The following is a 25163-nucleotide window of genomic DNA, read 5'->3' as shown; positions in this document are numbered from 1 at the left end:
TTAAGCAAAGTAATTTACCATCCAGGAGCGAAGGTTAATCCAAATACGCCTCCCTTAACATCCTTCCGTTGGAAGGGAATTGCATAGTAAGGCTCCAAAACAAAGTATCCAAATACATTTACCCTTAGCGAAATACCAACGCTCATTGCGGGTACACGCTCATTTGTTGCTTGGTAAGTAACCTGATTTCCTTTACTATCCAATACAGGGTTTCCGTTTGTGTCTCTTACCACTTCAGATGTGTAAGTCGGCTCACTTTTGAATTTAACTTTTGTATCATTTGTCCACGCTAACCCGGCATCAAAGAACAAGTTTAAATCACTAAACAATAATCCAGATGGTATCGCCGCTAATTTTTTAGGCCCGGTAAAAGGTAACCTTAATTCAAAGTTGAAAACGGCAATCTTGCTTCCTGTTAATTGGTTAATGTCAAAAGACTCTGAAGATTGTGCTGAAGTGGTTTTGTAAATCGAGTTGGATTCGTAACCTCTAATTAAATAAGGATAACCAACATACATTGGATATAATCGATCGGCATCTTTCCCAATTCTAAAAGTATTGTAAGACCTCGCCGCAATTGTAATGGGTTTCAATCTCCAATATTTTCTTAAGTCGGCAGTTGCGCCGGCAAAATTGTAAGTACCGAAATATTTTTCACCACTTACGCGATATCTAAAACCATCTAATGGTCCGGTTAAACCGAAAATAGAATTATCGCCAACAAAGCCAGCGTTTAACTGATAAAGTGTAAATGAATTAAACGGAACGCCGTAATCTAATGTAGCTTGCTCGTTATCGAGGCGTTTTCTATCCGAACCTATGTAATAACCTGCAGTATTGTAGTAATTGCTGTAACGGTCAATTCTGTAGCTATATCTTGAGAATGCTCCACCAACTTCAAACCGGTGTATCTTGCTAAAAGGGTAGGCGCCAAAAAGCTGTACCTGATCTTCAAAAGTTCTGATGATATCCGTTCTTTCATTTAAAGCATCTACAGTGGTATTATTATCAGCAGGTAGTTTTTCGTACCCGTAAGAACTAAAACCCGATACATAAGGGATATGCGAAATTGCCGCTCCCCAATTTATTCGGCTTTTCTGATTGATGTAACCTACCAAACCACCAGCATCGTAAATCTCTCCGTTAACGGAAATGTTGGCGATAATTTGGTTGGTTCCTAAGATGTCACTGAACATGCCCACAATTCCGCCAGAAACTCCGGTTCCAAATCGACTAGTTGAAACTCCAACGCCACTATTGGCCAAATAATCCAACTTAAATTTTGGTCGGTAAGCAACGGTTTTCATTGAGTCGGCAACAATTTTTTCGAAGCGATCAAAGTTGTTCAAATTCGAATTGATGATGTTTACCCCATAATTTTCCATCGGTGGAAGAATGGCGGCATCAAAATTCTCTTCTTGGTTGCCAATTCTCTTCGCTTTAAAGCTGCTTAATTTTGCATTGTAAAGGGTGTAGCGTTGGTAGCGGTAATAGCTATACACGATATCATCGGTACCAGAAACTGAAATGGCCGGAGAAAATTCTGTGATTCCGCTTATGCCTGTAAAGTAATCAGTTAATTGATCAACCGTGTTGCCATCGAAATTGTATTTATACAAATTCCGAAATCCATCTCTATTGGATAAAAAGTATACGTTTTTACTATCAGAAGAAAATTGCGCATTTAAATTATTTGCGCCTGGAAACACATCGAGGTTCTTAACTTCCTTGGCTGAAATGTCGTAAATGGCCAGATTGATTGGCAATACCGCGTTGATGTTTTTATTCTGAATAGCAGCTCTATCTGATGAGAAAACTATTTTTTTTCCATCTGGAGAATAGCTAGGCGCATAATCTGAATAAACATCGTTGGTAATTTGTGTAATTTCTTTCGTATCTAAATTGTATGAAAAAATGTCACTTTGCCCTTCAACCATCCCAGAAAATGCAATATCTTTTCCATTTGGCGACCAGGTTAAATTGCCGAACTGTTGCACCTGACTCATTGCTGTCTGCGAAACTGTTAATCCGTTCGCCACATTGATAATCATCATCTGGTTTTTGCCATGGCTAAAAATACTGAATGCGAACTGTTTACTATCTGGCGACCAAGCCCCTGCAGATTCTATAAAGTTAAAATCGTCGATGTGACCATTGGATATTTGACTGGTAAGCTTTCGAATAATCCTTCCTGTTTTGGCATCGGCCAGAAATAAATCAATGCCAAATAAATCCTTCTCAGACATGAATGCCACATACTTACCATCAGGACTGATTGCCGGAGCAACGTTCATGTTCCCTGCATTTTTATTATCGATAATTTTAGTCCCTGTTATTTTAATCTGCGAGCTGTCTGCTTTTAACATCGGTTTGTAGTGCGCATCAATCGAGTTTTTCCATAAACCAGATAACGTTTTATCATCATAACCAAATGTATATCTTATCGCATTTTCGTAACCGTATTTAGCTGTATTTTTAAATAGCGGAACTATTGTGGTATCGCCATACTGCGAACCGATGTAGGTCCAAAATGCCTGACCATAACGATACGGGAAATATTTATTCGAATTGGTAAGGTCCTTCAACGATGGAATATCTCTATTCAACATCGCATCACGCATCCACATTGAAGTAAAGGCATCCTTTTTACCAATGGATAGATATTCGGCCATTCCTTCAACCATCCAAAGTGGCGTTTTACCTACGTTTTCTAAACTAATGGAATCTTTCTCCAATAAAACATGGTATTGGAAAGCATGAACCAACTCATGCCCTAAAACATGTCGTGTTTGACTGTTTAATTCCATTACAGGCATAATTACCCTGTTTTTTAGCGCTTCAGTAACACCACCAGTTCCAATCCCTATTTCTCCCTGCAATGCCGTAGTTTGCTGAAAATCAGGGTGATTGTTATATAGAATAATAGGATTTTTAGTTAAAAATGTATCTCTAAAAACTTCCTGATGCATTTTATACCAGGTTTCTGCATCCTGAGAAAAACGTTTCAGCATGTTTTCATTTTTCAGATAGTAATAAATCTCAAAATGTGGCGTCTGCAAAACTTTAAAATCAAGCTTTTTGTATCTAACCTTATTTTGGCCAAAGTATTGGGCTTTGGAAGAAAACGAAATCATAATCAAAAGCAATAAAGGGATGTATTGCTTGAAATAAGTAGCGCTTATTTTCATAAATGTGTGTTTTTGATTATTCAAATAATTAATAACGAAGATTCTATCGAATGGATAAAAATAGCAATTCTTAAAATCACAATCAGGAATTTAACAGTTTTTAAACAGTGAAATCATGAGGTACAAATCACGTTCAAAATCAATTACCGCCGCTTTCATTTTTTTTCTTGTCACGCTCTTCCTGTCTCTGTTTTCTTCTTAGTTCACGCTCTTCTTTTTTCGTTAACGGAACCGTTGTTGCAGGTTGGTTTTGAACAGGATCAGGCTTCTTTTCATCTTTTTTAACCTCTTGCTCGGTCGTTGCTGTTGGCTCTGCTACCTCAGGAGTTTCTGTAGGATTAAACTCTGTAGAATCTACCTCGACACTATCATTTGAACTAGTATCGCGAACATATTGCGGACTAGGACAATTATAAGTTCTGGTAATTTCTACCGTCGCTTTCGGGAAAGGACCGTAGGTATATCCTGTTGATGGATCCATGTAAACCTTATCCATAAATTTAGCGAATATTGGCAACGCTGTTCTAGAGCCTTCACCTTGTTCGCCATTTTTAAAATGGGCCGTTCTTTCATCGCAACCTACCCAAACACCGGTTACCAAATCTTTGGTTAAACCCATATACCAGGCGTCAACATAATCTGATGAAGTACCGGTTTTTCCACCAATTTGGTTATTCTTTTTAAATAGATTTGGCCATTCCCACAAAGCTTGAGAGGTACCTCTTGGTTCTTCCATACCGCCACGAAACATGTAGGTCATTAACCAGGCAATCTCTTCAGATAATACTCTTTTGGTTTTAGGCTTAAATTCCTCGATGATGTTATTATCTAAATCGGTAATTTTTTCAACCAAAATAGGGTCAGTTTTTATGCCCTTATTCATGAAGGTAGCATAAGCTTTAACCATTTCATAAACAGTAACATCGTTTGAACCCAAACTTACCGATGGAACAGATTCCAAATGACTATCAATACCACACTCATGAGCGTACTTTACTACATTATCCCATCCAACTTTATCAGTTACTTGTGCTGTAATGGTATTTACAGATCTGGCCATTGCCCAACGCAAACTCATTTCCTGGTAAGTAACACTGTAATCGGCATTTTTGGGCTCCCAATACTTGGTTTCGCCTTTATCTTTATATTCAATTTTAACAGGCTTATCAGTAAATTTATCGCAAGGACTCATTCCTTGCTCCAATGCTGTTAAATATGCAAATGGTTTAAATGTAGAACCAGCCTGGCGTTTAGCCTGATTAACGTGATCGTATTTGAAAAATTTGTGATCGATACCACCCACCCAAACCTTGATTTTTCCACTGGCTGGTTCCATCGTCATCATACCAGTGTTCAATATTTTGCCGTAGTAACGGATAGAATCCAAGGTAGAAAACAAAGTATCGCGATCACCTTTGTAGGTAAAAATTTGCATTTTTTTCTTCTTGTTGAAATAGGCAGTAACCGAATCTGGTTGATTTGGAAACTTTTTCTGAAGCAAAGCATAAATAGGGAGGTTTTTCATTGCCCGGTCCGGATAATCCACTTTCTTCTTTTCAGAATCGTACCAGGGATCTTCATTGCCCCAAACGCTGTAAAACCTGCGCTGTAAAGTTTTCATTTGCTCTGCAACAGCTTCTTCAGCATATTTTTGCAGTTTCGAATCGATGGTGGTATATATTTTTAAGCCATCTTCATTTAAATCGTATCCATTATCGGTACACCACTTCTCCAGATATTTCGACACTGCAGCACGTAAATAGGAGTCGCCATCGCTTCCGTCTTCCATTTTACCTTCTTTAAGTTTAATGGGCTCTTTAGAAAGTATGGCCAAGCTATCCTTGCTTAGCTTATTATTTTTATTCATTTGGCTCAATACCACATTTCTGCGTACCAAAGCTTTTTCTGGATTTTTAGTTGGGTTGTAAAGGCTAGTCCCTTTCAGCATACCAACAAGCATCGCAGCATCAGTGGTGGCTAGATCTTTGGTTTCCTTATCAAAATAAATTCGAGCAGCGGTCTTAATTCCGTAAGTATTATTACCGAAAGAAACCGTGTTCAGGTACATGGTTATGATGTCGTTTTTAGAGTAATTGGATTCAATTTTTACAGCAGTTAACCACTCTTTAAGCTTTACAATTAGCGTCCTAACCAAGGGGATTTTCACTAAAAAACCTTGAGATTTATTATACCTGGTGCGGTATAAATTCTTAGCTAATTGTTGAGTAATTGTACTGGCACCACCATCTTTACCCATTCCAATAACAGCACGCCCAACAGCTTGAGCATCAATTCCCCAATGTTTATAAAAGCGAACATCTTCGGTAGCTACCAAAGCATTAATTACACTTGGCGCAATATCACTAAAACTTACCGGAGTACGGTTTTCCTTAAAATATCGACCAATCAGTTTTCCATCACTTGTATATAATTCAGATCCCACACGCAATGTAGGCGTTTTAATGTCCCGATAACTTGGAGAATAGCCAAACAACCACAAAAAATTGAGTTGAAGGGCAGAAAAGAAAATAATGATAAAGAATATTAAGATTGTAAAATAACGTAAGTACTTGTTTTTTATCTCTTTGAACATATTGAATGTGCTGATAATTTGATAAATGCTGTGGCGATAAATATAAAAAACTCTGTATGCAAATTAACGTTTTTAATTTACTAATTTTTTAGTACTATATTTAAAACTTTGGTTCTGGATTAATCCGAAACTGTATATTGTTAGATGCTAATCACGATCGAAAATATTGAGAGATTACGATAGGTACTGAATCAATCACCAAAAAAATATGGTATAAAAATGAAAAACGAATTCAAGGAGCTAATTGTACAGGGCGATAAAAAATTTTCGATTAAAAGTGCGAAAACTGATTTTACCGGTGGATACAATAAAGAAACGGCCAAAGATGCATTGATAAACTCAAAAATTGAAGTCAATCATTTACAGGAAAAATTATATGCATCAGCAACGCATTCTATACTCATTATTTTTCAGGCGATGGATGCTGCCGGGAAAGATAGCGCTATTGAACATGTAATGAGTGGATTAAATCCGCAGGGTTGCCAGGTTTTTAGTTTCAAAGTGCCAACATCCGAAGAATATAAACATGATTTTTTGTGGCGGCATATTAAAGCATTGCCAGAACGGGGAAGAATTGGGATTCATAATCGTTCGCACTATGAAAACGTTTTGGTTTGTAAGGTTCATCCGGAATATATTTTGAGTGAAAGCCTCCCAGGTTTTGATGAGGTAAAGAAAATCAATAGAAATTTTTGGAAGAAGCGTTATGAAAGCATCAAAAATTTTGAAGAGCATTTGGCTGCAAATGGAACAGTAGTGCTTAAATTCTTTTTAAATGTGAGTAAGGATGAACAGAAACAACGGTTTTTGGATAGGATAGAAGACCCTACCAAAAATTGGAAGTTTTCTTCTGGTGATATTAAGGAAAGGGCTTTGTGGGATGACTATATGAAGGCTTATGAAGACGCCATTAACGAAACAAGCACGAAAGAATCGCCATGGTATATTATTCCAGCAGATAAAAAATGGTTTGCCAGATTAGCAATTAGTGAAATAATTGCCGACAAATTGAAAAGCCTGAATATCAAATTTCCTGTTTTGGACGAAGTTGAACAAGGTAAATTGATGGAAACTAAAACGGCTTTACTTAGCGAATAATTCTGCTTGCTTGAACGTGGCAATCTCTTTTTGGTTATAAAATTAACTGAAATGAGATTGCCATTAAATCAAGAACAGTCGTTTCTAACAGCGAAATGCAATATCTCATTACTGATAATTCATCTTAAATTTAGATAAATCTGGTTTAGGCTTTTTACGACTGGTTTCCAATTCGTAAATCGTTCGCCCCAAATTTTTCATAAAAGGAAAACAGACCGTATCATATTCATATTTGTTATCGTTATAAATCCCGTCTTCATTACTCTGTATAACAGCCGTAAGTAAATATTCAATTCCATTTTTAAAGTCTACAAAATAGGAGTTGTCGATAATATATCCGTAACTGTCGCCATATTTGTTGAAAATCCTGATGTTTGGATCCGGAATTACATTTTTCTCTCTACCATAATAAAGCATTTTAGCATATGTTGGCCAAAATTCCTTTTCATCATATTTTGGATAATCACTTTCTGTTGGATATTTGCTCATGTAAGTGTAAATCAATTTATAATCTGCAGCGGTTAGGTTAAATCGTTCTTGAGCCTGTAAAGCTTCTGGAAACATTAGTTTTTGCATTAAACGATGTTGATCATTGATGGCAAATGCGTTCTTATTGGCTAAACTAAAAGGTTTATTTACCAGTTTATCTGCGCTATCTAAATAACCTTTACCCATTACCAGGTTAGTTAAGTTCAATTCGTATTCTTTCGGATCGTATTTTGCTTCTTGCTCATATACCAAACGGTTGTCATTATAAAAACGAATTGGGTTGGTATGTTTAGCGGTTTCTCCCGCGTCGCCTATGGCTAAACGGTTCAAAATTCTGCTATCATTAAAACCATACTTTTTAAATTTATCATTAATTTCAGCACGCCCGATAAACTCAAACAACCTATTGAAAGCATCATTATCACTGGTAAGCAAAATCTTTTTAATATAATGCTCAAGGGTCGGAAGTCCATTTTTCGCACTGCCGTCTTTTTCAACTTTAGTTTGTCCCCGAAAAGCGCTATCGGTTATCATAATGCTTTTCACGGTTAAGCCTGTGCTTTTTAATCGGTTCACTTTTTCCAAAGCAAAAATAACAGCCGCAAGTTTTACGGTGCTTGCAGGATAGAAATAATGGTGTGGATCTAAATTAAAACTGTAGCTTTTAAAACTTGGTTTGTTTTTAATGTCACGGGTAATCTGGGTGTATAAAATTTGAACCTGGTTTTTATCTGGATGGTTAAGAACAGAACCAAATAATTCTGGCTTTGATTCCATTAACTTTTTAAGCATAATAGTATCAGTTTTTTGAGCCATAACGACAGAATAGTTTATTAAAAGGGTGATCAAAAGTAGGATTCTCATTATTTTGGCTTTGATATTTAAAGTTAAACTTTTGATTGAAGAAATGCTTTCTCCATCATCCATTTTACAACTTGTTTAATTTTGTTAGCTTTGCGCCGCTTTTGGTTTTTGTGTTGCCACAGAATTAAAAGGGAATTTGGTGTAAATCCAAAACTGTCCCGCAGCTGTAAGCTCTATAATGATTTTTAATTCTACGCCACTTTTCTAATCATGGAATGGGAAGGCTAAAAATCGGGAGTAAGTCAGAAGACCTGCCTTTAGCATATAATTTCATAGCTTTCGGGGATTGAAGCTTGGATTGAAGTACTTAGCGTTTTCGTATTTTCATTTCCTTTTCTATCTGCTGGCTGTGGGCAAAACTCACAATCAAATGAACAAAACAAAAATTTTGATTGCCGCAGGCTTAGGTTTGGGGCAAATCGTAATTGGTGAATCAGTTAAGGCACAGGATACCTTGAAACTGAAAGATGTGGTAATTTCTGCCACCAAGAATGATCAAAAACAATCACAAACAGGTAAAGTGGTTAGTATCATCAGTAGGGAAGTATTGGATCGCAGTCAGGGCAAATCTCTTCCAGAATTGATTAGCGAACAAGCCGGTATTATTGTAGCTGGTTCAGGAAGTAATCCTGGCGCTAACAAATCAGTTTTTTTTCGCGGAGCGGGAAGTGCTTACGCTGTCGTATTAATTGATGGAATCGTTCAAAATGATCCCTCTGGAAACGGTGGTGCTTTCGATCTTCGCCTTTTTGCTATCGATCAAATCGATCACATTGAAATTCTACGAGGCGGCCAGTCTACCATTTACGGCTCTGATGCCATTGCTGGGGTAATCAATATCATTACCAAAAAAGGCGGCCCAAAAGGCAATACAATATACGGTGTAGCCAGTGCAGGCAGTTACGAAACTTATAAAGGTACAATTGGCTTAAATGGCAGCCTTGATGCTTTTACCTATAATATAAACTACACCCACCACAAAACGGATGGGATATCTGAAGCAGCAAACGCAGTGGGTAATAACACAGCGTTTGATAAAGACGGCTTTAAAACAGATGGGGTAAATGCAAACTTCGGAATAAAATTGGATCAACATTTTTCTGTTAATCCTTTTATCAGATATTTTGAAGGCAATTACAAAATTGATGAGGCTGCTTTTACTGATGGTATCGCAGCCAACCATTCACTGCTGAAAAATTTTAGCGGGGGTGTAAATTCCAAATACGAGTTTGGAACGGGCAAGATCAATTTAAATTATAGTTACCAAAGCACTTCGAACAATACCTTAAGTAGTTTTGACGGTTTTCCATATGAAAGTGTTGGTGCTGGAAGAATAAGTTTGCTTGATTTATTTTATAACCAAAAGCTTGGAGATAAACTCGATTTATTGGTAGGCATTGATAACAGGGTGATGAAACTTTCCTCGGCAGGCAACAAACCGGAGAGTAATATTTTTGCCGCTTACGGCTCACTCTTTTTGCATGATTTAAGTATCTTCAATTTAGAAGTTGGCGGTCGTTATAACAAACACGAGCAATATGGTGAAAACTACACTTACACCATTACACCGAGTATTAATATAATTAAAGAACTAAAACTATTCGGTACAGTTTCAACAGCTTTTAAAATTCCAACACTTAATATGCTGTTCGGGCAATATGGATCAAATTTAAACCTGAAACCAGAAAAGTCTCAGAACTATGAAGCTGGTTTTAATCTGAGTTTAGCTGATGATAAATTCTCGCTACGTGGAGCGGCTTTCAAACGCGATTTAACAGATGCGATCATTTACGATTTTGCAGTTGGGTACATTAATCAGGAAAGTCAAAAAGTAAGAGGTTTTGAAATCGAGCCAGCAGTTAAAATATGGAAATTTACCCTTAATGGTTATTATGCTTTTACTGATGGAAACGAGTATAACAGTGTAAATAATAAAGTGGAAGATTTTCTTTTTAGAAGACCTAAACATGCTTTTGGCATTACAACAGGTATTCAGGCAACTGATAATTTATTCATTAATGCCAATTTGAGGTATTTTGGTTCACGTACGGATGGTAATTTTACGGACTATGTTGTAGAAACATTGCCAAGCTACAAGTTGTTAAATGCTTATGCAGAATATGCGTTCGCGAAAAAACGTCTTAAAATCTTTTTCGATGCTAAAAACATTTTAAATGAAAACTATAATGAAATCATCGGTTACAATGCAATGGGTTTCAATTTTAATACAGGCCTAAGTTTTAATATCCGCTAATAAAATTTAACTTTGTGTTGTGATAAAAACTCGTACATCACAAGCAACTTGTCTTACTAACTAAATACTTTATACTAATCACTATATACTAATATATGTCTAATTTGAAATTTAATCCACGTAACCTCATTCTGTTACTAATCATCTTGGTAATTACTTTGTTTCGTTTACTGGTAACGTTTAACTCAGATGAGCTTCAGTTTGCAAACTTTTCTTCTATTGGAGCGGTAGCGCTGTTTGGTGGCGCATACTTTAAAGATCATGCAAAAGCTTTTGCTTTTCCATTAGTGAGCTTGTTTTTAAGCGATTTTATCTTAGCCAGTACAATTTTTAGTAAATACAGTAATGGTTTTTTATATGAAGGATGGTATTGGACCTATCTTGCTTTCGCCTTGATGGTTTTGGTGGGAAGAGTATTGTTAAAAAAGATAAATGTAGTCTCACTACTTTCATCTACCTTAGCAATTGTTTTTATTCATTGGATTGTAACCGATTTCGGAGTATGGTTTCAAAATCCATCATATCCACAAACTGTAGCTGGATACTGGAGCTGCCTGGTTAAAGCAATACCGTTTGAAATCAGGTTTTTAGAAGGAACTTTAATTTACGGTGCTCTTATTTTTGGTGCCTTTGAAATATTGAAATCAAAATATCCGGTCCTTAAAATGCAGAAGCAAAGCATTTAATTTCTCAATATTTTTGTTAAATCCTCTTTTGATCTGTTTCAAAAGAGGATTTTTTTTAACTTTATATTTTCCTCGTTGGATAAGCTCCAGCTAAACAAAAATCATCCATTCCCAATTAAAACATCATACATTCAATGAAAGTCGTTTCTTTTTTACCAGCTGCCACCAAAATGATTTACGATATGGGTTTGCAAGAATACTTGTACGGGGTAACTTTTGAATGTCCGAAAGAAGCGGCAAATCAACCTAAAGTAGTGCGATGTGTTTTAGAAGGTAAAAATTACTCGAGCATCGAAATCGATCGTATCTTCTCTGCTTCAAAAGCACAAGGTAAAAGTTTGTATTGGGTTGATGATGAGCTTTTAGAAAGCATTGCTCCCGATGTTGTTTTCACACAAGATATTTGTGAGGTTTGCAATATTGATACCGTGTGTACCGAAACCGCTGTAATGAAGCTTTCTAAAAAACCGACACTCGTCCCCTTATCGCCAAATAACCTTCAGGATGTTTTTGAATGTGCCATAACTATAGCAAAGGCTTTAGGGAAGGAAGAAGTTGCTTTAAGGTACTTGGCCAATCTTCAACAGAAAACCGACTTTATTTTAGATGAACTACGGGCAAATAGAGCGCCTTTAAAACGAGTGATGCTGATGGAATGGATTGAGCCGATCTACAACTGTGGTCATTGGATTCCTTTTCAAATTGCTGCTGCCGGTGGGGTAGATATGCTTTCCAATCCTGCCGGAGATTCAATTGTAACCCAATGGGATAAAGTCGTGAAATACAATCCTGAAGTATTGGTAATTGCCCCTTGCGGTTTTGATAAAACAAGAACTTTGGCCGAAATGGATCTACTTCTAACAAAAAACAATTGGACAGACTTAGCAGCCGTACAACAAAATCAGGTGTACATTGCAGATTTTGACATGTTTACCCAACCCAGCATCGGTACATTGGTTGCAGGAATAGAAGCGTTGGCCTGTATGTTTCACCCGGAGATCTTTAAAGCCGACGAGTCAATTACAGCGAAATTTATCAATCTTTCCGAGTCAAAGACGTTTCAATCTTCGGTATTTTAAATTTAAACGAGTATTCTCCCATGCAAAGGAGAAGCGTTATAAAGCATCTACAGTCGGCCAAATCATTCCAATCCAATAATTTTAATATTAGCTTATGAAGATAGTTGTTTTAACAGGTGCAGGAATAAGTGCAGAAAGTGGATTAAAAACATTCAGGGATGCTGATGGCTTATGGGAAGGCTATAATGTTCATGATGTTGCAACTCCAGAGGCCTGGGAGCGTAATCCTGAATTGGTGCAGCAATTTTACAACGAGCGAAGAAAGCAGGTAATCGAAGCAAAACCCAACAGAGCGCATCAGCTCTTAGCTGAACTGGAGCAAGATTTTGATATAGAAATTATTACACAAAATATTGATGACTTACATGAGCGAGCCGGTTCAAGTAAAGTGCATCATCTTCACGGCATCATCACAAAATCACAATCAGATCTACGGGAAGATCTTACTTATTCTATAGACGGATCTGACTTAAAAATGGGCCAGTTATGCGAATTAGGTTCTCAGCTTCGTCCGCATGTGGTATGGTTCGGCGAAGCCGTGCCTATGATTGAAGTTGCCGCTGATATTTGTCAGCAGGCAGATATCTTCGTCTTGATTGGCACTTCATTAGCAGTTTATCCCGCCGCTGGTTTAATCGATTTTGTTCCCGCTGAAGCTATCAAATATATTATCGATCCCGTAACACCTAATGTGAAAAGGTATAGAAATGTAGTCAAGATTGAAGCGAATGCTGTTCAGGGTGTTGCTCAACTAAAGGAAATCTTAATTAATGAATGATAGAAAACTTTGCATTTTTAATTGGAGCGGAGGGAAAGACAGTACCTTGGCGCTTCACTATGCACTTGAAGATCCTTCAATAGAAATCAAATACCTCGTTACAACGGTTACGGAACAATATAACCGGATTTCGATGCATGGCGTTAGAGAATCTTTGCTTATCGCTCAGGCCGAAAGTATTGGCATTCCACTATATCAAATTCGTTTAGGTGAAATGCCCGATATGGAAAGCTATGATCAAGTGATGCATGCTCACCTAACAAAATTCAAGGAAGAAGGTATCACGCATTCCATTTTCGGAGACATCTTTTTGGAAGATCTTCGCCGCTATCGTGAATCAAAACTAGCGGAAGTTGGGTTGAAAGCTATTTTTCCGCTATGGAAAACAGATACCACTCAACTGATTGATGACTTTCTTAACTTGAACTATAAAACCATCATTGTTTGCACACAAGAAAATTTAGAGGCTTTTTGTGGAGAAATAATTACCAAAGTTTTAATTTCTAATTTACCAGCAGGCATTGATCCCTGTGGCGAAAATGGAGAGTTTCACACTTTTGCTTTCGAAGGCCCTATTTTTAAAAAGAAAGTCCCATTCGAGCTAGGACATAAGATGTTTAGAACCTATAATGCACCAAAAACAGATGATGTTGATCAAGAAGATGCAGCATCAAAATCTCCGACCATCGGCTTCTGGTACGTCGATTTATTAAATTAATTTTTATTAATTAAAACTTTTTGGCATCATTTTTTCTTTAGTACACGTAATTAACTAAAATACACATCCTAATGAAACCTGTTTTGTGAGGTTAGGTAGCAAAACAAGATTCATATAAACAAAAAGTTATGAAAAAGATATTCGTAGTAATCGCATTGAGTTCAGTAATGTTTGCTTGTAACAATAAAGCAAAAGAAGAAGCTGCTTTAAAACAGCAAGAGGCAGAAAAACAACTTGCCATAAAAGCAGTTAAAGATAGTTTACGTTTAGATAGTTTTAAAAAAGCCGAAACAGCTAAAGTAGAAGCTGAAAGAGAAGCTAAACATCAGGCAGAATTAGCAGAAGCTAGAAGAGCTGGTGCAGCATCATCTAAATCATCAAGTTCTTATGCGAGTTCAGGTGGTAGCAGTTCTAGTTCTTATGGTGGTACACAACCAACAGCTAAGAAAAAAGGCTGGAGTGATGGCGCAAAAGGTGCGGTAATTGGTGGTGCAGCCGGTGCAGTTGGTGGTGCTTTAATAGATAAGAAAAAAGGTAGAGGTGCTATTATTGGTGGTTTAGTTGGAGCTGGTGGCGGTTATTTAATCGGCAGAGGCGAAGATAAAAAATCAGGTAGAGTGCAATAATTTTAAAAATAATATTTACTTTAAAGCGGCTAATCATAGCCGCTTTTTTTATGCCTATACAATTTTAAATTTTAGCATCCCTTTCAAATGATAGAAAATACTAGCCTCAGTAAACAAAAAGTTCAACATTTCGTATTGTTTTGGTTGAAGCCACAGTTGACAACAACAGAAATTAATGACTTTGCTAATTTTTTCGAGAGTTTAAAGTCTATCAAATTGATTAAAAGCTTACACTATGGATTAGCGGCGAGCACACCCGCAAGATCAGTGACGGACAATTCGTTCACCTATTCATTAACAGTCACTTTTGATAGTATCGAAGATCATAACGCTTACCAGGAAGACGCGACTCACTTAGATGCAGTTGAGAAATTTTCTAAAAACTGGTATAGGGTAGTGGTTCATGATACTGTTGTCAATTCATAAATTGTATGAGTCGTGATCTATTGTTTTATATCTTCTGAGAGTTCTACATCCAGGCATCATAATGAAGGTTAAATCGACCGTAATCAAATAAAGGCTTTTTGATTATAATATCGAGTTATACTAATTATAATTTCTGATATCCCATTAATTTGGCAAAATAAACAATCGAAATATTATTCTGTTTAGTGTTTTAATTAATTAGTAACCAATTAATTATAAATACTTATCTAAACTCTAAATTTATATTGAGCATTTTTTAATAGTTAAAAATGGTAGAATAGTCAGAATATAATTTTGAATTCATAATTATTCTATTAATGACCAGGTAGTTACGGGTTAAAATTGATGCCTTTTATAAGCTAGAGTAAAATCAGTTCGCATAACTTTAAACCGATCTATCACCGATTCAATAAACTCTTCGTCTAAGATTTCAAATACATCATTAACGCCACCCCCACTTAAATCTAACTCTGCAACTTTATAGCTTTGCTCAAAAGTTCCTTGTTCAAATTTTACGATGTATTTTTGATTCATGGCAAAAATGCTAATCTTACATTCCGGATGTGGAAGTTCTGCGATTACTCTCATGTTTAAACGTTATTTATAGTTGTAATTGATAAGCCATTAAGCGTTCCGATGGTTTCGATAATTTCAAATCGGGCAAATAACTCTTCTGAGTACCATTGCCGCTCTCTAGTCAATTTGATTACGTCAGAATGGTCGTGGGATTTATAAGCATAATTTTTCATGGACTGTGCATCTGTCCAAATTGAAAACGTGGCCTGGTCTAAGAATGGTTTTTCACCGACTCCGGCCGATAAGATAAAGCCGTCTGCTTTTCTCATTGCCGCTGCTGCTCTTTTGATGTTACTTCTAAAATCTTTAACCTTACTGAATTTAATAGCTGCTCGAGTAATTACGGCAATTCTATCAGTCGATTTTATCGAATTTTTATTGACAACAAAAGGTTGTTTTCCAGACCAAAAGCCATGTGAAGATAAAGGATTAAGTAATATAGTAAACTCTTCTGATCCAAATAAACGGAACCACTTTATCGGTAAAGATTTTTTATAAAAGGCGTCGCAATCGGCCCGGGTTTCCCAGTTTGTTAAGATTGCCCAATGTCTAAAGTCTGGGGGTAAATCGACTTGTGCATCTTTGCCGCTGCCCATTAATTTCCAAAATTTACATTTGTTGTTTAACCATAAAGGGATTCTTAAAATTGCCATTCCCAAAAATGCGAATGGTATTGCAATCCTATTAAATTTGGTAATGGTTAAGGCAACAATCATACTTAAGATTTATGTGCTTCAAAACTAATAAAATTAAGATTGTGCTTCATTCAATTTTTTGTCATTATCAATTAATTGTGTAAAAATCAACAAAAACCTAGTTAACTTTGGGTCATGGCAGAAGACTTAACTATCATCAAAACCGCTACGAAAGCTGAACAATATCAATCGTTAATTCCTCAAATCGAAGCTCTTCTCACGGGAGAAACAGATTTCGTGGCGAACATGGCGAATGTTTCGGCTGCATTAAAGGAACAGTTTAATTGGTTCTGGGTAGGGTTTTACCTGGTAAAGAACGATGAACTAGTTTTAGGCCCATTTCAAGGTCCTGTGGCCTGCACCAGAATCAAGAAAGGTAAAGGCGTATGTGGTTCATCATGGGAGAAAAATAAAACCATAATAGTACCTAACGTTGATGACTTTCCGGGGCACATTGCTTGTGCTTCGGCGTCAAAATCAGAAATTGTATTACCACTAATTCAAGGTGATGAGGTAATTGGTGTGCTGGATGTTGATAGTGAATTTTTAAGTCATTTTGATGAAACAGACCAATCTTATTTAGAGCAAGTTATATCCATTTTGTTAAATCAATAGTTTATTAAAATTGAAGCTACCTGCAGAATATTATCTCAGTGAAGATGTCATTAAATTAGCAAAAGATTTACTGGGTAAAGTCTTATTTACTAATATTAACGGTGATATTTCTGGAGGTATGATTGTAGAAACCGAAGCTTACTTCGGCATCAAAGATAAAGCCTCGCATGCTTATGGTGGCAGGAGAACGAACCGAACAGAAACAATGTATTCCAAGGGCGGCATCGCATATGTTTATTTATGTTATGGCATGCATAACCTTTTTAACATAGTAAGTGCCAACATTAACGATCCTCACGCAATCTTAATCAGGGCAATTGAGCCTTTAATAGACAAGGAGATTATGGAAGAACGCCGCAATATGCCGTATACAAAGGCCGCCATATCTTCTGGTCCAGGCTCGGCTGCTAAGGCCCTCGGCATTGACCGTTCTTTCAATGCTAAATATTTAACCGGAGATGATGTTTGGATAGAAGATCATCACAATACTTTTCAAGACGATGAAATTGCAACAACGCCCAGGGTAGGCATTGCGTATGCTAAAGAACATGCTCTACTGCCACTACGATTCTTCGTTAAGGGCAATAAATATGTGAGCAAACCAAATAAGATCTAGCTTCACTCAAACATTTCATCCTTCCCGCTGTTTTCTTTCAAAGATCTAAAATCATGAAAAACGAAAAAAATATAGCGATATTAAAAGAGATGGCGGAAAGTGTTCGCACTTGTATGTTCACCACTTTTTCTGCTAACGATGAGCTTGGTAGCAGACCAATGGGAACCGCAAAGATTGAAGATGATGGGAGTATTTGGTTCTTTACGAACGAATATTCATTAAAATCTAAAGAAATTTCAAAGGAAAATAATGTGCTACTGGCTTATAGCGATCCGTCCAAAAACACTTATCTAACAGTAAAGGGACAAGCAGAGTTGGTTGATGATCAGGTGCGCAAAGAAGCATACTTTTCACCGTTTATTAAGGCATGGTTTCCAGACGGAGTGGAAGACCCTAGATTGATTCTTATAAAAGTTACACCAGCTGAAGCTGAGTATTGGGATTCATCATCTTCAAAAATTGTAGTGTTGTTTAGTATCTTGAAAGCTGCTGTAACGGGAGATACACCGGATTTAGGTAAGCACGACACCATTAAATTCTAATTTAAAGTACATCTATAGGAAGCAGGATTGGAAACAATACCTGCTTTTTTTGTATTATTGAGGCAATGAAATTAGAAAATACATTAGATTTTGCAACTGCTTTAGATGAGAAAGACCAGCTCAAAGAATTCAGAGCTCAATTTCTTTTTCCAAAATATAAAAATAAATATTTTATCTATCTGTGTGGCAATTCGTTAGGACTTCAACCTAAAATTGCTAAAGAGGTTTTAAACAATCAATTGGATAATTGGGCAAATTATGCGGTAGAAGGTTGGTTCGATGGTGAAGAACCTTGGATGTTCTATCATAAGGAGCTTAAACGGCTGATGGCACCAATTGTCGGCGCATCGCCAGCAGAGGTTTGTCCGATGAATACCCTTACTGTTAATCTACACTTGTTGATGGTCAGTTTTTATCAACCCAAAGGAAAAAGGTTTAAGATTATCATGGAAGGTGGAGCATTTCCCTCTGATCAGTACGCAATTGAAAGTCAGGTGAAATTTCATGGGTTCGATCCAAATGATGCAATTATCGAAGTATTCCCTCGAGAGGGAGAAGATACTCTTAGAACTGAAGATATATTGGCTAAGATTGCAGAAAATGGAAAAGAAATAGCTTTAGTGCTTTTCGGCGGAATAAACTATTACACCGGTCAATGGTATGATATGGAAGCCATTACTAAAACTGGGCATAAGGTTGGTGCAATAGTCGGTTGGGATTTAGCGCATGCTGCAGGTAATGTTCCTGTTAAACTTCATGATTGGGGAGTAGATTTTGCTTGTTGGTGTTCTTACAAATATCAAAACTCAGGTCCTGGTGGAATTAGCGGGATTTTTGTACATGAAAAACATTTTGCAAATGATAAGCTCGATCGGTTTGCAGGCTGGTGGGGTTATCAGGAAAGTAAGCGTTTTAAAATGGAAAAAGGCTTTGTCCCTGAAAACGGTGCAGATGGATGGCAAGTGAGTTGCACCCAGGTAATGCCTATGGCCTTATACCATGCATCGTTGCAAATATTTGAAAAGGCAGGTTATATTGATAGCCTTAGAAAGAAAAGTATAGATTTAACTAATTACTTAGAATACGTTATCAATGAGGTAAATAAGGAATTAAATGTAGATCAGTATAAAATCATTACGCCGAAGAATTCTGAAGATCGTGGTGCACAACTTTCCATCATTGCTAAGAATAATGGAAAGGAAGTTTTTGATGGATTAGTGGAGGCCGGTATTCTCGGCGACTGGCGTGAACCAAATGTTATACGCTTAAGTCCGATCCCCTTGTATAATTCCTACGAAGATATTTATTTAACAGGTAAGGCACTTATTGAAGTATCCAAAAAGGTGTTAAAAGCTATATAACTTATGATCCACTATAATCCGAAAGATTGGTTTACATTTATTTTTCACATTCATAAGGGTGATACCTTTCGAAAGTTATGGCCCTTGATGATCAGCATGGCTATTTTTTCTGCTTTTGTAGCATTTCTTGAACTTAACATATTCAAACTTTCGAAAAGTGATTATGTAAGCAATATAGGAATGATGCACAGCTTGTTGGGTTTTGTAATTTCAATGCTTTTGGTATTTCGCACCAATACTTCTTATGACAGATGGTGGGAAGGAAGAAGACTCCTGGGTTCGTTAACAAACGTTAGTCGCAACTTTGCAATGAAAATTAAAGCCCTAAAGCTACCAGATGACGAAGTTAGATTTTTTGAATATGGTATTCCCAAATACGCTTTTGCATTAAAAGAACATCTTCGTGAGAAGAAATATTTTGGTAAAAATAGTTTCCTGATTGAGGTAGAGGAAAGCAAGCATATTCCAAATCAAATAGCAAGCAGTATGATCTCCCGACTGTATGACTTAACACGACAAGGTTTGATTACACAAGAGCAGCTGATTGTGCTTACTAATGATGTAAATCAATTCACTGATATATGCGGCGGTTGCGAACGTATCAAAAACACACCAATTCCGTTTTCTTATAGTGTTTTTATTAAAAAATTCATCTTTGTATACGTGCTCACCATTCCAATAGGTTGGGTTTTTAGTTTAGGATATTATTTGGTGTTAATCGTTCCTTTTATACTCTATGTATTAGCGAGTTTGGAGTTGATAGCTGAAGAAATAGAAGATCCATTTGGTTATGATCCTAATGATTTACCGGTAGATCAAATCTCAAATAATATCGAGAAACACGTTGAGGAGATTTTGAGTTGATGATTAAAGTAGCCTGGCACCCGCTATATGCTCACCCGCTACCGGAAGGTCACCGGTTTCCAATGCTTAAATACGAATTGATCCCCGAGCAACTGTTGCATGAAGGGACGATTGAAAAGGGTAATTTATTTTATCCAGGGAAGGTAGCAGAAGAGATCATTCTTCTATCACATGAAAAATCGTATTGGGAACAGCTTCGGGATTTAACGCTATCGGCAAAAGATCAAAGGAGGGTTGGTTTTCCATTAAATGCGCAATTGGTTGAACGAGAATTGCGTATTACACAAGGTACAATTGATGGAACCAGGTTTGCAATTGAAAATGGAATTGCCTTTAACGTAGCTGGTGGAACGCATCACGCAGGTAGTAATTGGGGCGAAGGTTTTTGCTTGTTAAATGATCAAGCTATTGCTGCTAACTATCTGATAACTAAAAAAGTAGTAAATCGTATCTTAATCATCGATTTAGATGTTCATCAGGGTAATGGCACCGCTGAAATTTTTCAGAATAACTCAAATGTCTTTACTTTCTCTATGCATGGAGATAAAAATTTTCCCTTCCGCAAAGAAATTTCAGATTTAGATGTACCTCTTGATGATAATATTGAAGACGACACCTATTTATCATTACTAGAAACGAATTTAAAGTTTGCTTTCGAGCGCTCAAAACCTGAATTTGTTTTTTATTTATCTGGAGTGGATGTACTTTCTACTGATAAATTAGGAAAGTTGTCATTAAGTAAAGTTGCTTGTAAAGAACGCGATAAAATGGTACTCATGACCTGTAAAAATAACAACCTCCCCTTACAGGTGAGTATGGGTGGCGGTTATTCTGCCGACATTAAAGATATTGTAGATGCGCATTGCAATACTTATCGTTTAGCTTTTGATTTATTTAGTTAAAGCAATATCCTTATCTTCGCCGAATGTTGGAGATTATTTATCAGGATGAACATTTGATTGCCATTAATAAACCTCACGGTTTGTTGGTGCATCAATCTTCAATTGCCAGAGATGCAACAGAATTTGCGCTGCAAATGCTGCGAGATCAGGTTGGGAAGCACGTTAGTCCTGTGCATCGACTTGATAGAAAAACAAGTGGTATTTTGTTGTTTGCGTTTGATAAGGAATCTGAAATCGCTATGCATCAACAATTTATGAATGCAGAAACTGAAAAAAAATATTTAGCTATTCTTAGGGGTTTCACGCCAGAAGCGATGAATATTGATTATCCTTTGGCTAAAGAGAATGGAACGATGCAAGATGCTTATACTTCATTTAGAACTCTATCACATGCTGAGATTAATGTTCCTCTCGGAAAACATTTAACTTCCAGGTATTCACTGGTAGAGGCTACTCCGAAAACAGGGCGAATGCACCAATTGAGAAGACATTTCAGTCATATTCTGCATCCGATAATAGGAGACAGAACCCACGGATGCAACAAGCAAAATAAGCTTTTTCTAGAACATTGGAACATGACAACCATGTTACTACATGCATCAGAATTGAGTTTTACCCATCCTAAAACATCAACAAAGATCCATTTAAAGGCCGATCTACACGAAGAATTTAAAAGAGTAATGAGTTTTATGAAAATGGAACTTTAACACAATTTTTATCCCGAAAAACTGTTTATAAATCATCTATGAATCAATACCTACGTTTAGCTTTCCCAATTTTAGCACTTTTTGCCAGCAGTTGTTCTTCAGTTTATATGCCCAATGTACCCAATACGCCCATGTTAAGTAAGCAAGGTGAATTTAGTGGTGGCGGGCACATTTCTCTAAAAGGTAATGCTAGTATTAACGGCGCTTATGCAGTTTCAAATCATATTGGAGTCCTTTTCAGTGGCTCAAGAATGAATAGTGAACGAAAATCAAAAGATTTCGGCCACAAGCTGATTGAAATAGGTGGCGGCTATTTCGATACCTTCGGGCCAGATAATAACCGAATTATCGAGATTTATGCAGGTGTTGGCAAGGGTTGGAGCGATATCACCTTTAGGGATTACAAGAACGATGTTTTAGTAAGCAGTGAATTGCAGGAAGTGGATTATAGGAAGTCGTTTCTTCAGGTTAATTATAGTTCAAAAAAGAAAAATAACTTCAGGTTATTTGGTAAAGACTTCCCGATTAATTATGGAACGGCCCTTCGAATAAGTCACGTTAAAATGGATCGATTCTTTTTGAATGGGGTAGTACAGCCTAAAGAAGATAATATTTTCTTCGAACCTATCTTTTTCACCAGAATGGGCTTAAACAAAAATATCCAATTACAATATACTACGAGCAGTAATTTCGGCTTAAAGAATAGAGATTACATGTCTGCAGGCAATTCTATTTTCACTATCGGTGTAGTGGTAAATGTTGGGGGTAAATAATGGTCCTGGTAGAATAAAAAAGATAAAGCTATTTTATCAAATCTTATGATCTTAGACATGAGGATTTTAACCAGCCAATTGCTTTGTTTTATTTTGAAATCTCCAAAACAATAGGATAGAAGCAGTTAGCAATCCGAAGGTTAATCCATACCATATTCCATTTACGCCCAGGCCAAAAGTAAAACCTAGCAAATAACCAACAGGTATGCCTACAACCCAATAGGCTAAAAATGTGATGAGTGTTGGCATATTAACATCGCCAATGCCTCGCAGTACACCCAACCCTACAACCTGTGTTCCATCAAATAGCTGAAAAAAGCCAGCAATAATAAGGAGTTGCCCAGCTATCGCCACAACTTTTAAATCGTTGGTATAAATAAAAGGCATCACCTGGTGTGCAGCCACAAAAATTATTGCTGTCAAGCTCATAAACAACAGAATAACATGATAACTGGCTATTGCAGATTTACGAAGATCGATGAAGTTCTTTTTACCAAAATTATTACCTGTTTTAATTGTCGCCGCCGATGCGATTCCACTCGCAATCATATAAGTCATTGCAGCAAGGCTAATTGCGATTTGATGAGCGGCCTGTTCAGTTGCGCCGATTGTGCCAATTAATATTGCAGCCCCGCTAAATGCGCTAATTTCGAACGAATATTGCATGGCCACGGGTGCACCAATTTTTATGATTTTAAGAGCGGTAATTTTATCAATAAAAGTAATTTTAAAATTGACCAAATACTTTTTGAAATTAGGAGATCTCAAAACGTAAATACCCATCACTATTGCCATTAAAAAACGATCGATAAAGGTGCTTAAACCTACACCGCTAACACCCATTGGCTTTAAGCCAAACATTCCCTTTACGAAAATGATACCCAAGGTGATGTTGAGCGCATTACCCCAGATAGAAACGTACATGGCTTGTTTGGTAAAGCCTAACCCCTCTGCAAATTGTTTAAACGTTTGGAAAATAAGTAATGGAATAATAGATATAGAAAGCCAGCCTAAGTAAGGCTTGGCATAAAAAACAACTTCCGGAGTTTGATTCAAATGATCGATGACAAGCAAAACGCCAAAATGAACCAATATATAAAGTATTATACCGACAATTATATTGATGATTAAGCTATTGGACAATAATTTCCCACACTCTTCATCATTTTTGCGACCATTTTCCTGAGCAATTAAGGGCGTTAAGCCATAAGATATTCCTAAGCCAATTACCATGATCAAAATAAAAATGCTATTTACCAATGATACAGCAGCAAGCTGGGTAGTATCAGTAAAGTGCCCAACAATAACACTATCTGCCATGTGTACCAACGTATGGCCAACTTGTGAACCCACAATTGGAAGGGCCAAATGGAGATTTTCCTTATAGTAAGGTTTGTATTTGGCGTAAATTTTAGAAAACATAAGTTTGCAAAGGTCGGCTTTTTAAACTTCAAAAAGAGATCTATAAGACGTTAATTTATATGATTTGCTCTGCGGTAACAGAGAAATTTAATAAGAGATAAGGTTGGAGGAGCAAATTGAAAGTTTCCGAATAGCTTTTATACCGCTACAAAATATTCTTCTTTTTCTGATGTGTAAGCTTTTATCACGTTCGTTAGTATCAGGCTCACTAGAATTTTCTGAGCCTTTCGATAAGAGCACCTCAAAAGTTTGCTAAATTCTTTTAATGTAATCCTGTCATGATCGGCTAAATACTGTAACAGGGCTTTTTCGTTATCAGAATAGGAAATGAGGATACCCTGATCTTTATGGTCGTTTTTTAAAACTTCGACAATTATTTTACTTGCCAAAACAGTTTTATCGTCTATGCGAATATAGGCCCACCATTTGTTCTGATCATCAAGGGCGTAATGTGGTTTGAGGTCACTCTCTGGAATATTTACAATCAAAACTAATTTATCATCAACGTAGATCTCTTCAAAGAAAGGTTCTATTGCTGGTTTGCAAAATTGATGAGCAGCAGTTAAAATCATATATTTCTCTTCTTCTTCTGATTTTACACCCTTGATGGTGCCATCATCGGCCACACCAATCAATAACTTTCCACCTTTATTATTAGCAAAAGCAACTAAGCTTTTAGCGATTTTTTCAGTGTTGGTAATTGTTTTTTTAAAATCGAGCATAACGCCCTCACCCTGTAGAATCAAACTTTTAATACTCGGCATGTCAACAATTAGTAAGCAACTCTTGGCGTTTCGCCTTGGTGCAGGTTTCTGATATAAACTTCATTCATCACGGTAGCACAAAGCTCTCCGTTTTTGTTTGTAATTTCCATAGGATAGGCTTTTACAAACTTCCCTATGGTTTTTAAAGCGTGTTCCGCCTCCGCAATCATTTCATCGTCAACACGAATTGTGAAATACAGATTGCTACGCCCGGGTTTTAGATATTGAATGGATGCACTTTTTAACCAGACTCTAACTTTAAAGCCCCTACGCTGCATTAATTGATCAAATAAAAGTGCATAAAATGGATCGGTTGCGGCATATATTGTTCCCCCAAAGATGGAACCATTATAGTTTTTATTTAAAAAGCTTTTACTCAACTTAACGGTACAGCTTCTAAAATCATTTTCAAATTTTTGAACCCAAATGCGCTGAAAAAATAAAGGGGGATAAAAGCGCATCACCCATTTCAAGGTATTTTGAGAAATAATCATACTTCCTAATATCAGAAAGATTTGGCAACTTTT

General features: G+C 36.8%; 24 protein-coding genes and 1 riboswitch. Of the genes, 16 read left to right on the top strand and 8 right to left on the bottom strand.

The window, feature by feature from the left end; all coding sequences use genetic code 11:
• Positions 1-14: 14 nt before the first annotated feature.
• Together ACZZZC_RS13300 and ACZZZC_RS13295 are read right to left on the bottom strand one after the other, a co-directional pair.
• Positions 15-3188: a TolB family protein gene (locus ACZZZC_RS13300; protein ID WP_463482473.1), complete on the bottom strand. Its 3174-nt coding sequence runs from the start codon at positions 3186-3188 to the stop codon at positions 15-17.
• Between the two features lie 139 nt (positions 3189-3327).
• Positions 3328-5781 carry a transglycosylase domain-containing protein gene (locus ACZZZC_RS13295; protein WP_463482472.1) on the bottom strand — a complete coding sequence of 818 codons (2454 nt, stop codon included), beginning with the start codon at positions 5779-5781 and terminating at the stop codon, positions 3328-3330.
• Between the two features lie 219 nt (positions 5782-6000).
• Here ACZZZC_RS13295 and ACZZZC_RS13290 point away from each other — a divergent pair, with 219 nt between their 5' ends.
• Positions 6001-6879 (top strand): polyphosphate kinase 2 family protein, encoded by an 879-nt coding sequence (locus ACZZZC_RS13290; protein WP_463482471.1) that lies wholly within the window; start codon positions 6001-6003, stop codon positions 6877-6879.
• A 108-nt stretch (positions 6880-6987) separates the two neighbouring features.
• Here ACZZZC_RS13290 and ACZZZC_RS13285 read toward each other — a convergent pair whose 3' ends face one another.
• The gene (locus tag ACZZZC_RS13285) at positions 6988-8184 is read right to left on the bottom strand and encodes a serine hydrolase (protein WP_463482470.1); all 1197 of its coding nucleotides are present in this window, start codon (positions 8182-8184) and stop codon (positions 6988-6990) included.
• Positions 8185-8317: 133 nt separating this feature from the next.
• Positions 8318-8505: riboswitch (cobalamin riboswitch) on the top strand.
• A 97-nt stretch (positions 8506-8602) separates the two neighbouring features.
• On the opposite strand from ACZZZC_RS13285, the gene ACZZZC_RS13280 reads away from it, so the two are divergent.
• From ACZZZC_RS13280 to ACZZZC_RS13250, 7 genes are all read left to right on the top strand, one after another.
• Positions 8603-10486: a TonB-dependent receptor plug domain-containing protein gene (locus tag ACZZZC_RS13280; RefSeq protein WP_463487396.1), complete on the top strand. Its 1884-nt coding sequence runs from the start codon at positions 8603-8605 to the stop codon at positions 10484-10486.
• 95 nt (positions 10487-10581) lie between these two features.
• Complete coding sequence (locus ACZZZC_RS13275) at positions 10582-11172, top strand: DUF6580 family putative transport protein (RefSeq protein WP_463482468.1); 591 nt, start codon at positions 10582-10584, stop codon at positions 11170-11172.
• Positions 11173-11306: 134 nt separating this feature from the next.
• Positions 11307-12251 carry an ABC transporter substrate-binding protein gene (locus ACZZZC_RS13270; RefSeq protein ID WP_463487395.1) on the top strand — a complete coding sequence of 315 codons (945 nt, stop codon included), beginning with the start codon at positions 11307-11309 and terminating at the stop codon, positions 12249-12251.
• 94 nt (positions 12252-12345) lie between these two features.
• On the top strand, positions 12346-13029 hold the full coding sequence (locus ACZZZC_RS13265; protein ID WP_463482466.1) for an SIR2 family NAD-dependent protein deacylase: 684 nt from the start codon (positions 12346-12348) through the stop codon (positions 13027-13029).
• Complete coding sequence (locus ACZZZC_RS13260) at positions 13022-13747, top strand: Dph6-related ATP pyrophosphatase (protein WP_463482465.1); 726 nt, start codon at positions 13022-13024, stop codon at positions 13745-13747. The genes ACZZZC_RS13265 and ACZZZC_RS13260 overlap by 8 nt, the downstream gene beginning before the upstream one ends.
• A gap of 128 nt (positions 13748-13875) precedes the next feature.
• On the top strand, positions 13876-14373 hold the full coding sequence (locus tag ACZZZC_RS13255) for a YMGG-like glycine zipper-containing protein (RefSeq protein ID WP_463482464.1): 498 nt from the start codon (positions 13876-13878) through the stop codon (positions 14371-14373).
• Positions 14374-14460: 87 nt separating this feature from the next.
• On the top strand, positions 14461-14799 hold the full coding sequence (locus ACZZZC_RS13250) for a Dabb family protein (RefSeq protein ID WP_463482463.1): 339 nt from the start codon (positions 14461-14463) through the stop codon (positions 14797-14799).
• A gap of 336 nt (positions 14800-15135) precedes the next feature.
• Here the strand turns inward: ACZZZC_RS13250 and ACZZZC_RS13245 are convergent, their stop codons facing one another.
• Together ACZZZC_RS13245 and ACZZZC_RS13240 are read right to left on the bottom strand one after the other, a co-directional pair.
• Complete coding sequence (locus ACZZZC_RS13245) at positions 15136-15387, bottom strand: hypothetical protein (RefSeq protein WP_463482462.1); 252 nt, start codon at positions 15385-15387, stop codon at positions 15136-15138.
• A 2-nt stretch (positions 15388-15389) separates the two neighbouring features.
• The gene (locus ACZZZC_RS13240) at positions 15390-16091 is read right to left on the bottom strand and encodes a DUF3291 domain-containing protein (RefSeq protein WP_463487394.1); all 702 of its coding nucleotides are present in this window, start codon (positions 16089-16091) and stop codon (positions 15390-15392) included.
• Between the two features lie 114 nt (positions 16092-16205).
• Between ACZZZC_RS13240 and ACZZZC_RS13235 the strand changes: the two genes are divergently transcribed.
• The 8 genes from ACZZZC_RS13235 (at position 16206) to ACZZZC_RS13200 (ending at position 22450) form a co-directional block, all read left to right on the top strand.
• On the top strand, positions 16206-16685 hold the full coding sequence (locus tag ACZZZC_RS13235) for a GAF domain-containing protein (RefSeq protein WP_463482460.1): 480 nt from the start codon (positions 16206-16208) through the stop codon (positions 16683-16685).
• Positions 16686-16695: 10 nt separating this feature from the next.
• Positions 16696-17301 carry a DNA-3-methyladenine glycosylase gene (locus ACZZZC_RS13230; protein WP_463487393.1) on the top strand — a complete coding sequence of 202 codons (606 nt, stop codon included), beginning with the start codon at positions 16696-16698 and terminating at the stop codon, positions 17299-17301.
• A 53-nt stretch (positions 17302-17354) separates the two neighbouring features.
• Positions 17355-17843, top strand: coding sequence for a pyridoxamine 5'-phosphate oxidase family protein (locus ACZZZC_RS13225; RefSeq protein WP_463482458.1), 489 nt, complete (start codon positions 17355-17357; stop codon positions 17841-17843).
• Between the two features lie 65 nt (positions 17844-17908).
• On the top strand, positions 17909-19204 hold the full coding sequence (gene kynU / locus ACZZZC_RS13220; protein WP_463482457.1) for a kynureninase: 1296 nt from the start codon (positions 17909-17911) through the stop codon (positions 19202-19204).
• Positions 19205-19207: 3 nt separating this feature from the next.
• Positions 19208-20068 (top strand): bestrophin family protein, encoded by an 861-nt coding sequence (locus ACZZZC_RS13215; protein ID WP_463487392.1) that lies wholly within the window; start codon positions 19208-19210, stop codon positions 20066-20068.
• Positions 20068-20970, top strand: a complete 903-nt coding sequence (locus ACZZZC_RS13210; RefSeq protein ID WP_463482455.1) for a histone deacetylase family protein — start codon at positions 20068-20070, stop codon at positions 20968-20970. The genes ACZZZC_RS13215 and ACZZZC_RS13210 overlap by 1 nt, the downstream gene beginning before the upstream one ends.
• Before the next feature lie 23 nt (positions 20971-20993).
• Positions 20994-21677, top strand: a complete 684-nt coding sequence (locus ACZZZC_RS13205; protein ID WP_463482454.1) for a pseudouridine synthase — start codon at positions 20994-20996, stop codon at positions 21675-21677.
• A 38-nt stretch (positions 21678-21715) separates the two neighbouring features.
• Positions 21716-22450 (top strand): hypothetical protein, encoded by a 735-nt coding sequence (locus tag ACZZZC_RS13200; protein WP_463482453.1) that lies wholly within the window; start codon positions 21716-21718, stop codon positions 22448-22450.
• Positions 22451-22516: 66 nt separating this feature from the next.
• On the opposite strand, the gene ACZZZC_RS13195 is transcribed toward ACZZZC_RS13200, so the two are convergent.
• The 3 genes from ACZZZC_RS13195 to ACZZZC_RS13185 form a co-directional block, all read right to left on the bottom strand.
• On the bottom strand, positions 22517-23872 hold the full coding sequence (locus tag ACZZZC_RS13195) for an MATE family efflux transporter (protein ID WP_463482452.1): 1356 nt from the start codon (positions 23870-23872) through the stop codon (positions 22517-22519).
• A 137-nt stretch (positions 23873-24009) separates the two neighbouring features.
• Complete coding sequence (locus ACZZZC_RS13190; protein ID WP_463482451.1) at positions 24010-24636, bottom strand: RNA-binding domain-containing protein; 627 nt, start codon at positions 24634-24636, stop codon at positions 24010-24012.
• A gap of 8 nt (positions 24637-24644) precedes the next feature.
• Complete coding sequence (locus ACZZZC_RS13185; RefSeq protein ID WP_265798851.1) at positions 24645-25130, bottom strand: PaaI family thioesterase; 486 nt, start codon at positions 25128-25130, stop codon at positions 24645-24647.
• Positions 25131-25163 lie beyond the last annotated feature (33 nt).

It is taken from the genome of Pedobacter sp. AC212, assembly GCF_979258625.1.
Note: the sequence above shows the minus strand (reverse complement) of the source record. Positions and strands in the feature narration are given on the sequence as shown.

Bases quoted from the DNA above. Each gene is read 5' to 3' on its own strand.
- ACZZZC_RS13270 (WP_463487395.1), top strand. From the start codon at position 11,307: ATGAAAGTCGTTTCTTTTTTACCAGCTGCCACCAAAATGATTTACGAT.
- ACZZZC_RS13260 (WP_463482465.1), top strand. From the start codon at position 13,022: ATGAATGATAGAAAACTTTGCATTTTTAATTGGAGCGGAGGGAAAGAC.
- ACZZZC_RS13295 (WP_463482472.1), bottom strand. From the start codon at position 5,781: ATGTTCAAAGAGATAAAAAACAAGTACTTACGTTATTTTACAATCTTA.
- ACZZZC_RS13240 (WP_463487394.1), bottom strand. From the start codon at position 16,091: ATGATTGTTGCCTTAACCATTACCAAATTTAATAGGATTGCAATACCA.
- ACZZZC_RS13200 (WP_463482453.1), top strand. From the start codon at position 21,716: ATGAATCAATACCTACGTTTAGCTTTCCCAATTTTAGCACTTTTTGCC.
- ACZZZC_RS13205 (WP_463482454.1), top strand. From the start codon at position 20,994: ATGTTGGAGATTATTTATCAGGATGAACATTTGATTGCCATTAATAAA.
- ACZZZC_RS13235 (WP_463482460.1), top strand. From the start codon at position 16,206: ATGGCAGAAGACTTAACTATCATCAAAACCGCTACGAAAGCTGAACAA.
- ACZZZC_RS13245 (WP_463482462.1), bottom strand. From the start codon at position 15,387: ATGAGAGTAATCGCAGAACTTCCACATCCGGAATGTAAGATTAGCATT.
- ACZZZC_RS13275 (WP_463482468.1), top strand. From the start codon at position 10,582: ATGTCTAATTTGAAATTTAATCCACGTAACCTCATTCTGTTACTAATC.
- ACZZZC_RS13215 (WP_463487392.1), top strand. From the start codon at position 19,208: ATGATCCACTATAATCCGAAAGATTGGTTTACATTTATTTTTCACATT.
- ACZZZC_RS13190 (WP_463482451.1), bottom strand. From the start codon at position 24,636: ATGCCGAGTATTAAAAGTTTGATTCTACAGGGTGAGGGCGTTATGCTC.
- ACZZZC_RS13280 (WP_463487396.1), top strand. From the start codon at position 8,603: ATGAACAAAACAAAAATTTTGATTGCCGCAGGCTTAGGTTTGGGGCAA.
- ACZZZC_RS13210 (WP_463482455.1), top strand. From the start codon at position 20,068: ATGATTAAAGTAGCCTGGCACCCGCTATATGCTCACCCGCTACCGGAA.
- ACZZZC_RS13250 (WP_463482463.1), top strand. From the start codon at position 14,461: ATGATAGAAAATACTAGCCTCAGTAAACAAAAAGTTCAACATTTCGTA.
- ACZZZC_RS13185 (WP_265798851.1), bottom strand. From the start codon at position 25,130: ATGATTATTTCTCAAAATACCTTGAAATGGGTGATGCGCTTTTATCCC.
- ACZZZC_RS13195 (WP_463482452.1), bottom strand. From the start codon at position 23,872: ATGTTTTCTAAAATTTACGCCAAATACAAACCTTACTATAAGGAAAAT.
- ACZZZC_RS13285 (WP_463482470.1), bottom strand. From the start codon at position 8,184: ATGGCTCAAAAAACTGATACTATTATGCTTAAAAAGTTAATGGAATCA.
- ACZZZC_RS13255 (WP_463482464.1), top strand. From the start codon at position 13,876: ATGAAAAAGATATTCGTAGTAATCGCATTGAGTTCAGTAATGTTTGCT.
- ACZZZC_RS13225 (WP_463482458.1), top strand. From the start codon at position 17,355: ATGAAAAACGAAAAAAATATAGCGATATTAAAAGAGATGGCGGAAAGT.
- ACZZZC_RS13290 (WP_463482471.1), top strand. From the start codon at position 6,001: ATGAAAAACGAATTCAAGGAGCTAATTGTACAGGGCGATAAAAAATTT.
- ACZZZC_RS13265 (WP_463482466.1), top strand. From the start codon at position 12,346: ATGAAGATAGTTGTTTTAACAGGTGCAGGAATAAGTGCAGAAAGTGGA.
- kynU (WP_463482457.1), top strand. From the start codon at position 17,909: ATGAAATTAGAAAATACATTAGATTTTGCAACTGCTTTAGATGAGAAA.
- ACZZZC_RS13300 (WP_463482473.1), bottom strand. From the start codon at position 3,188: ATGAAAATAAGCGCTACTTATTTCAAGCAATACATCCCTTTATTGCTT.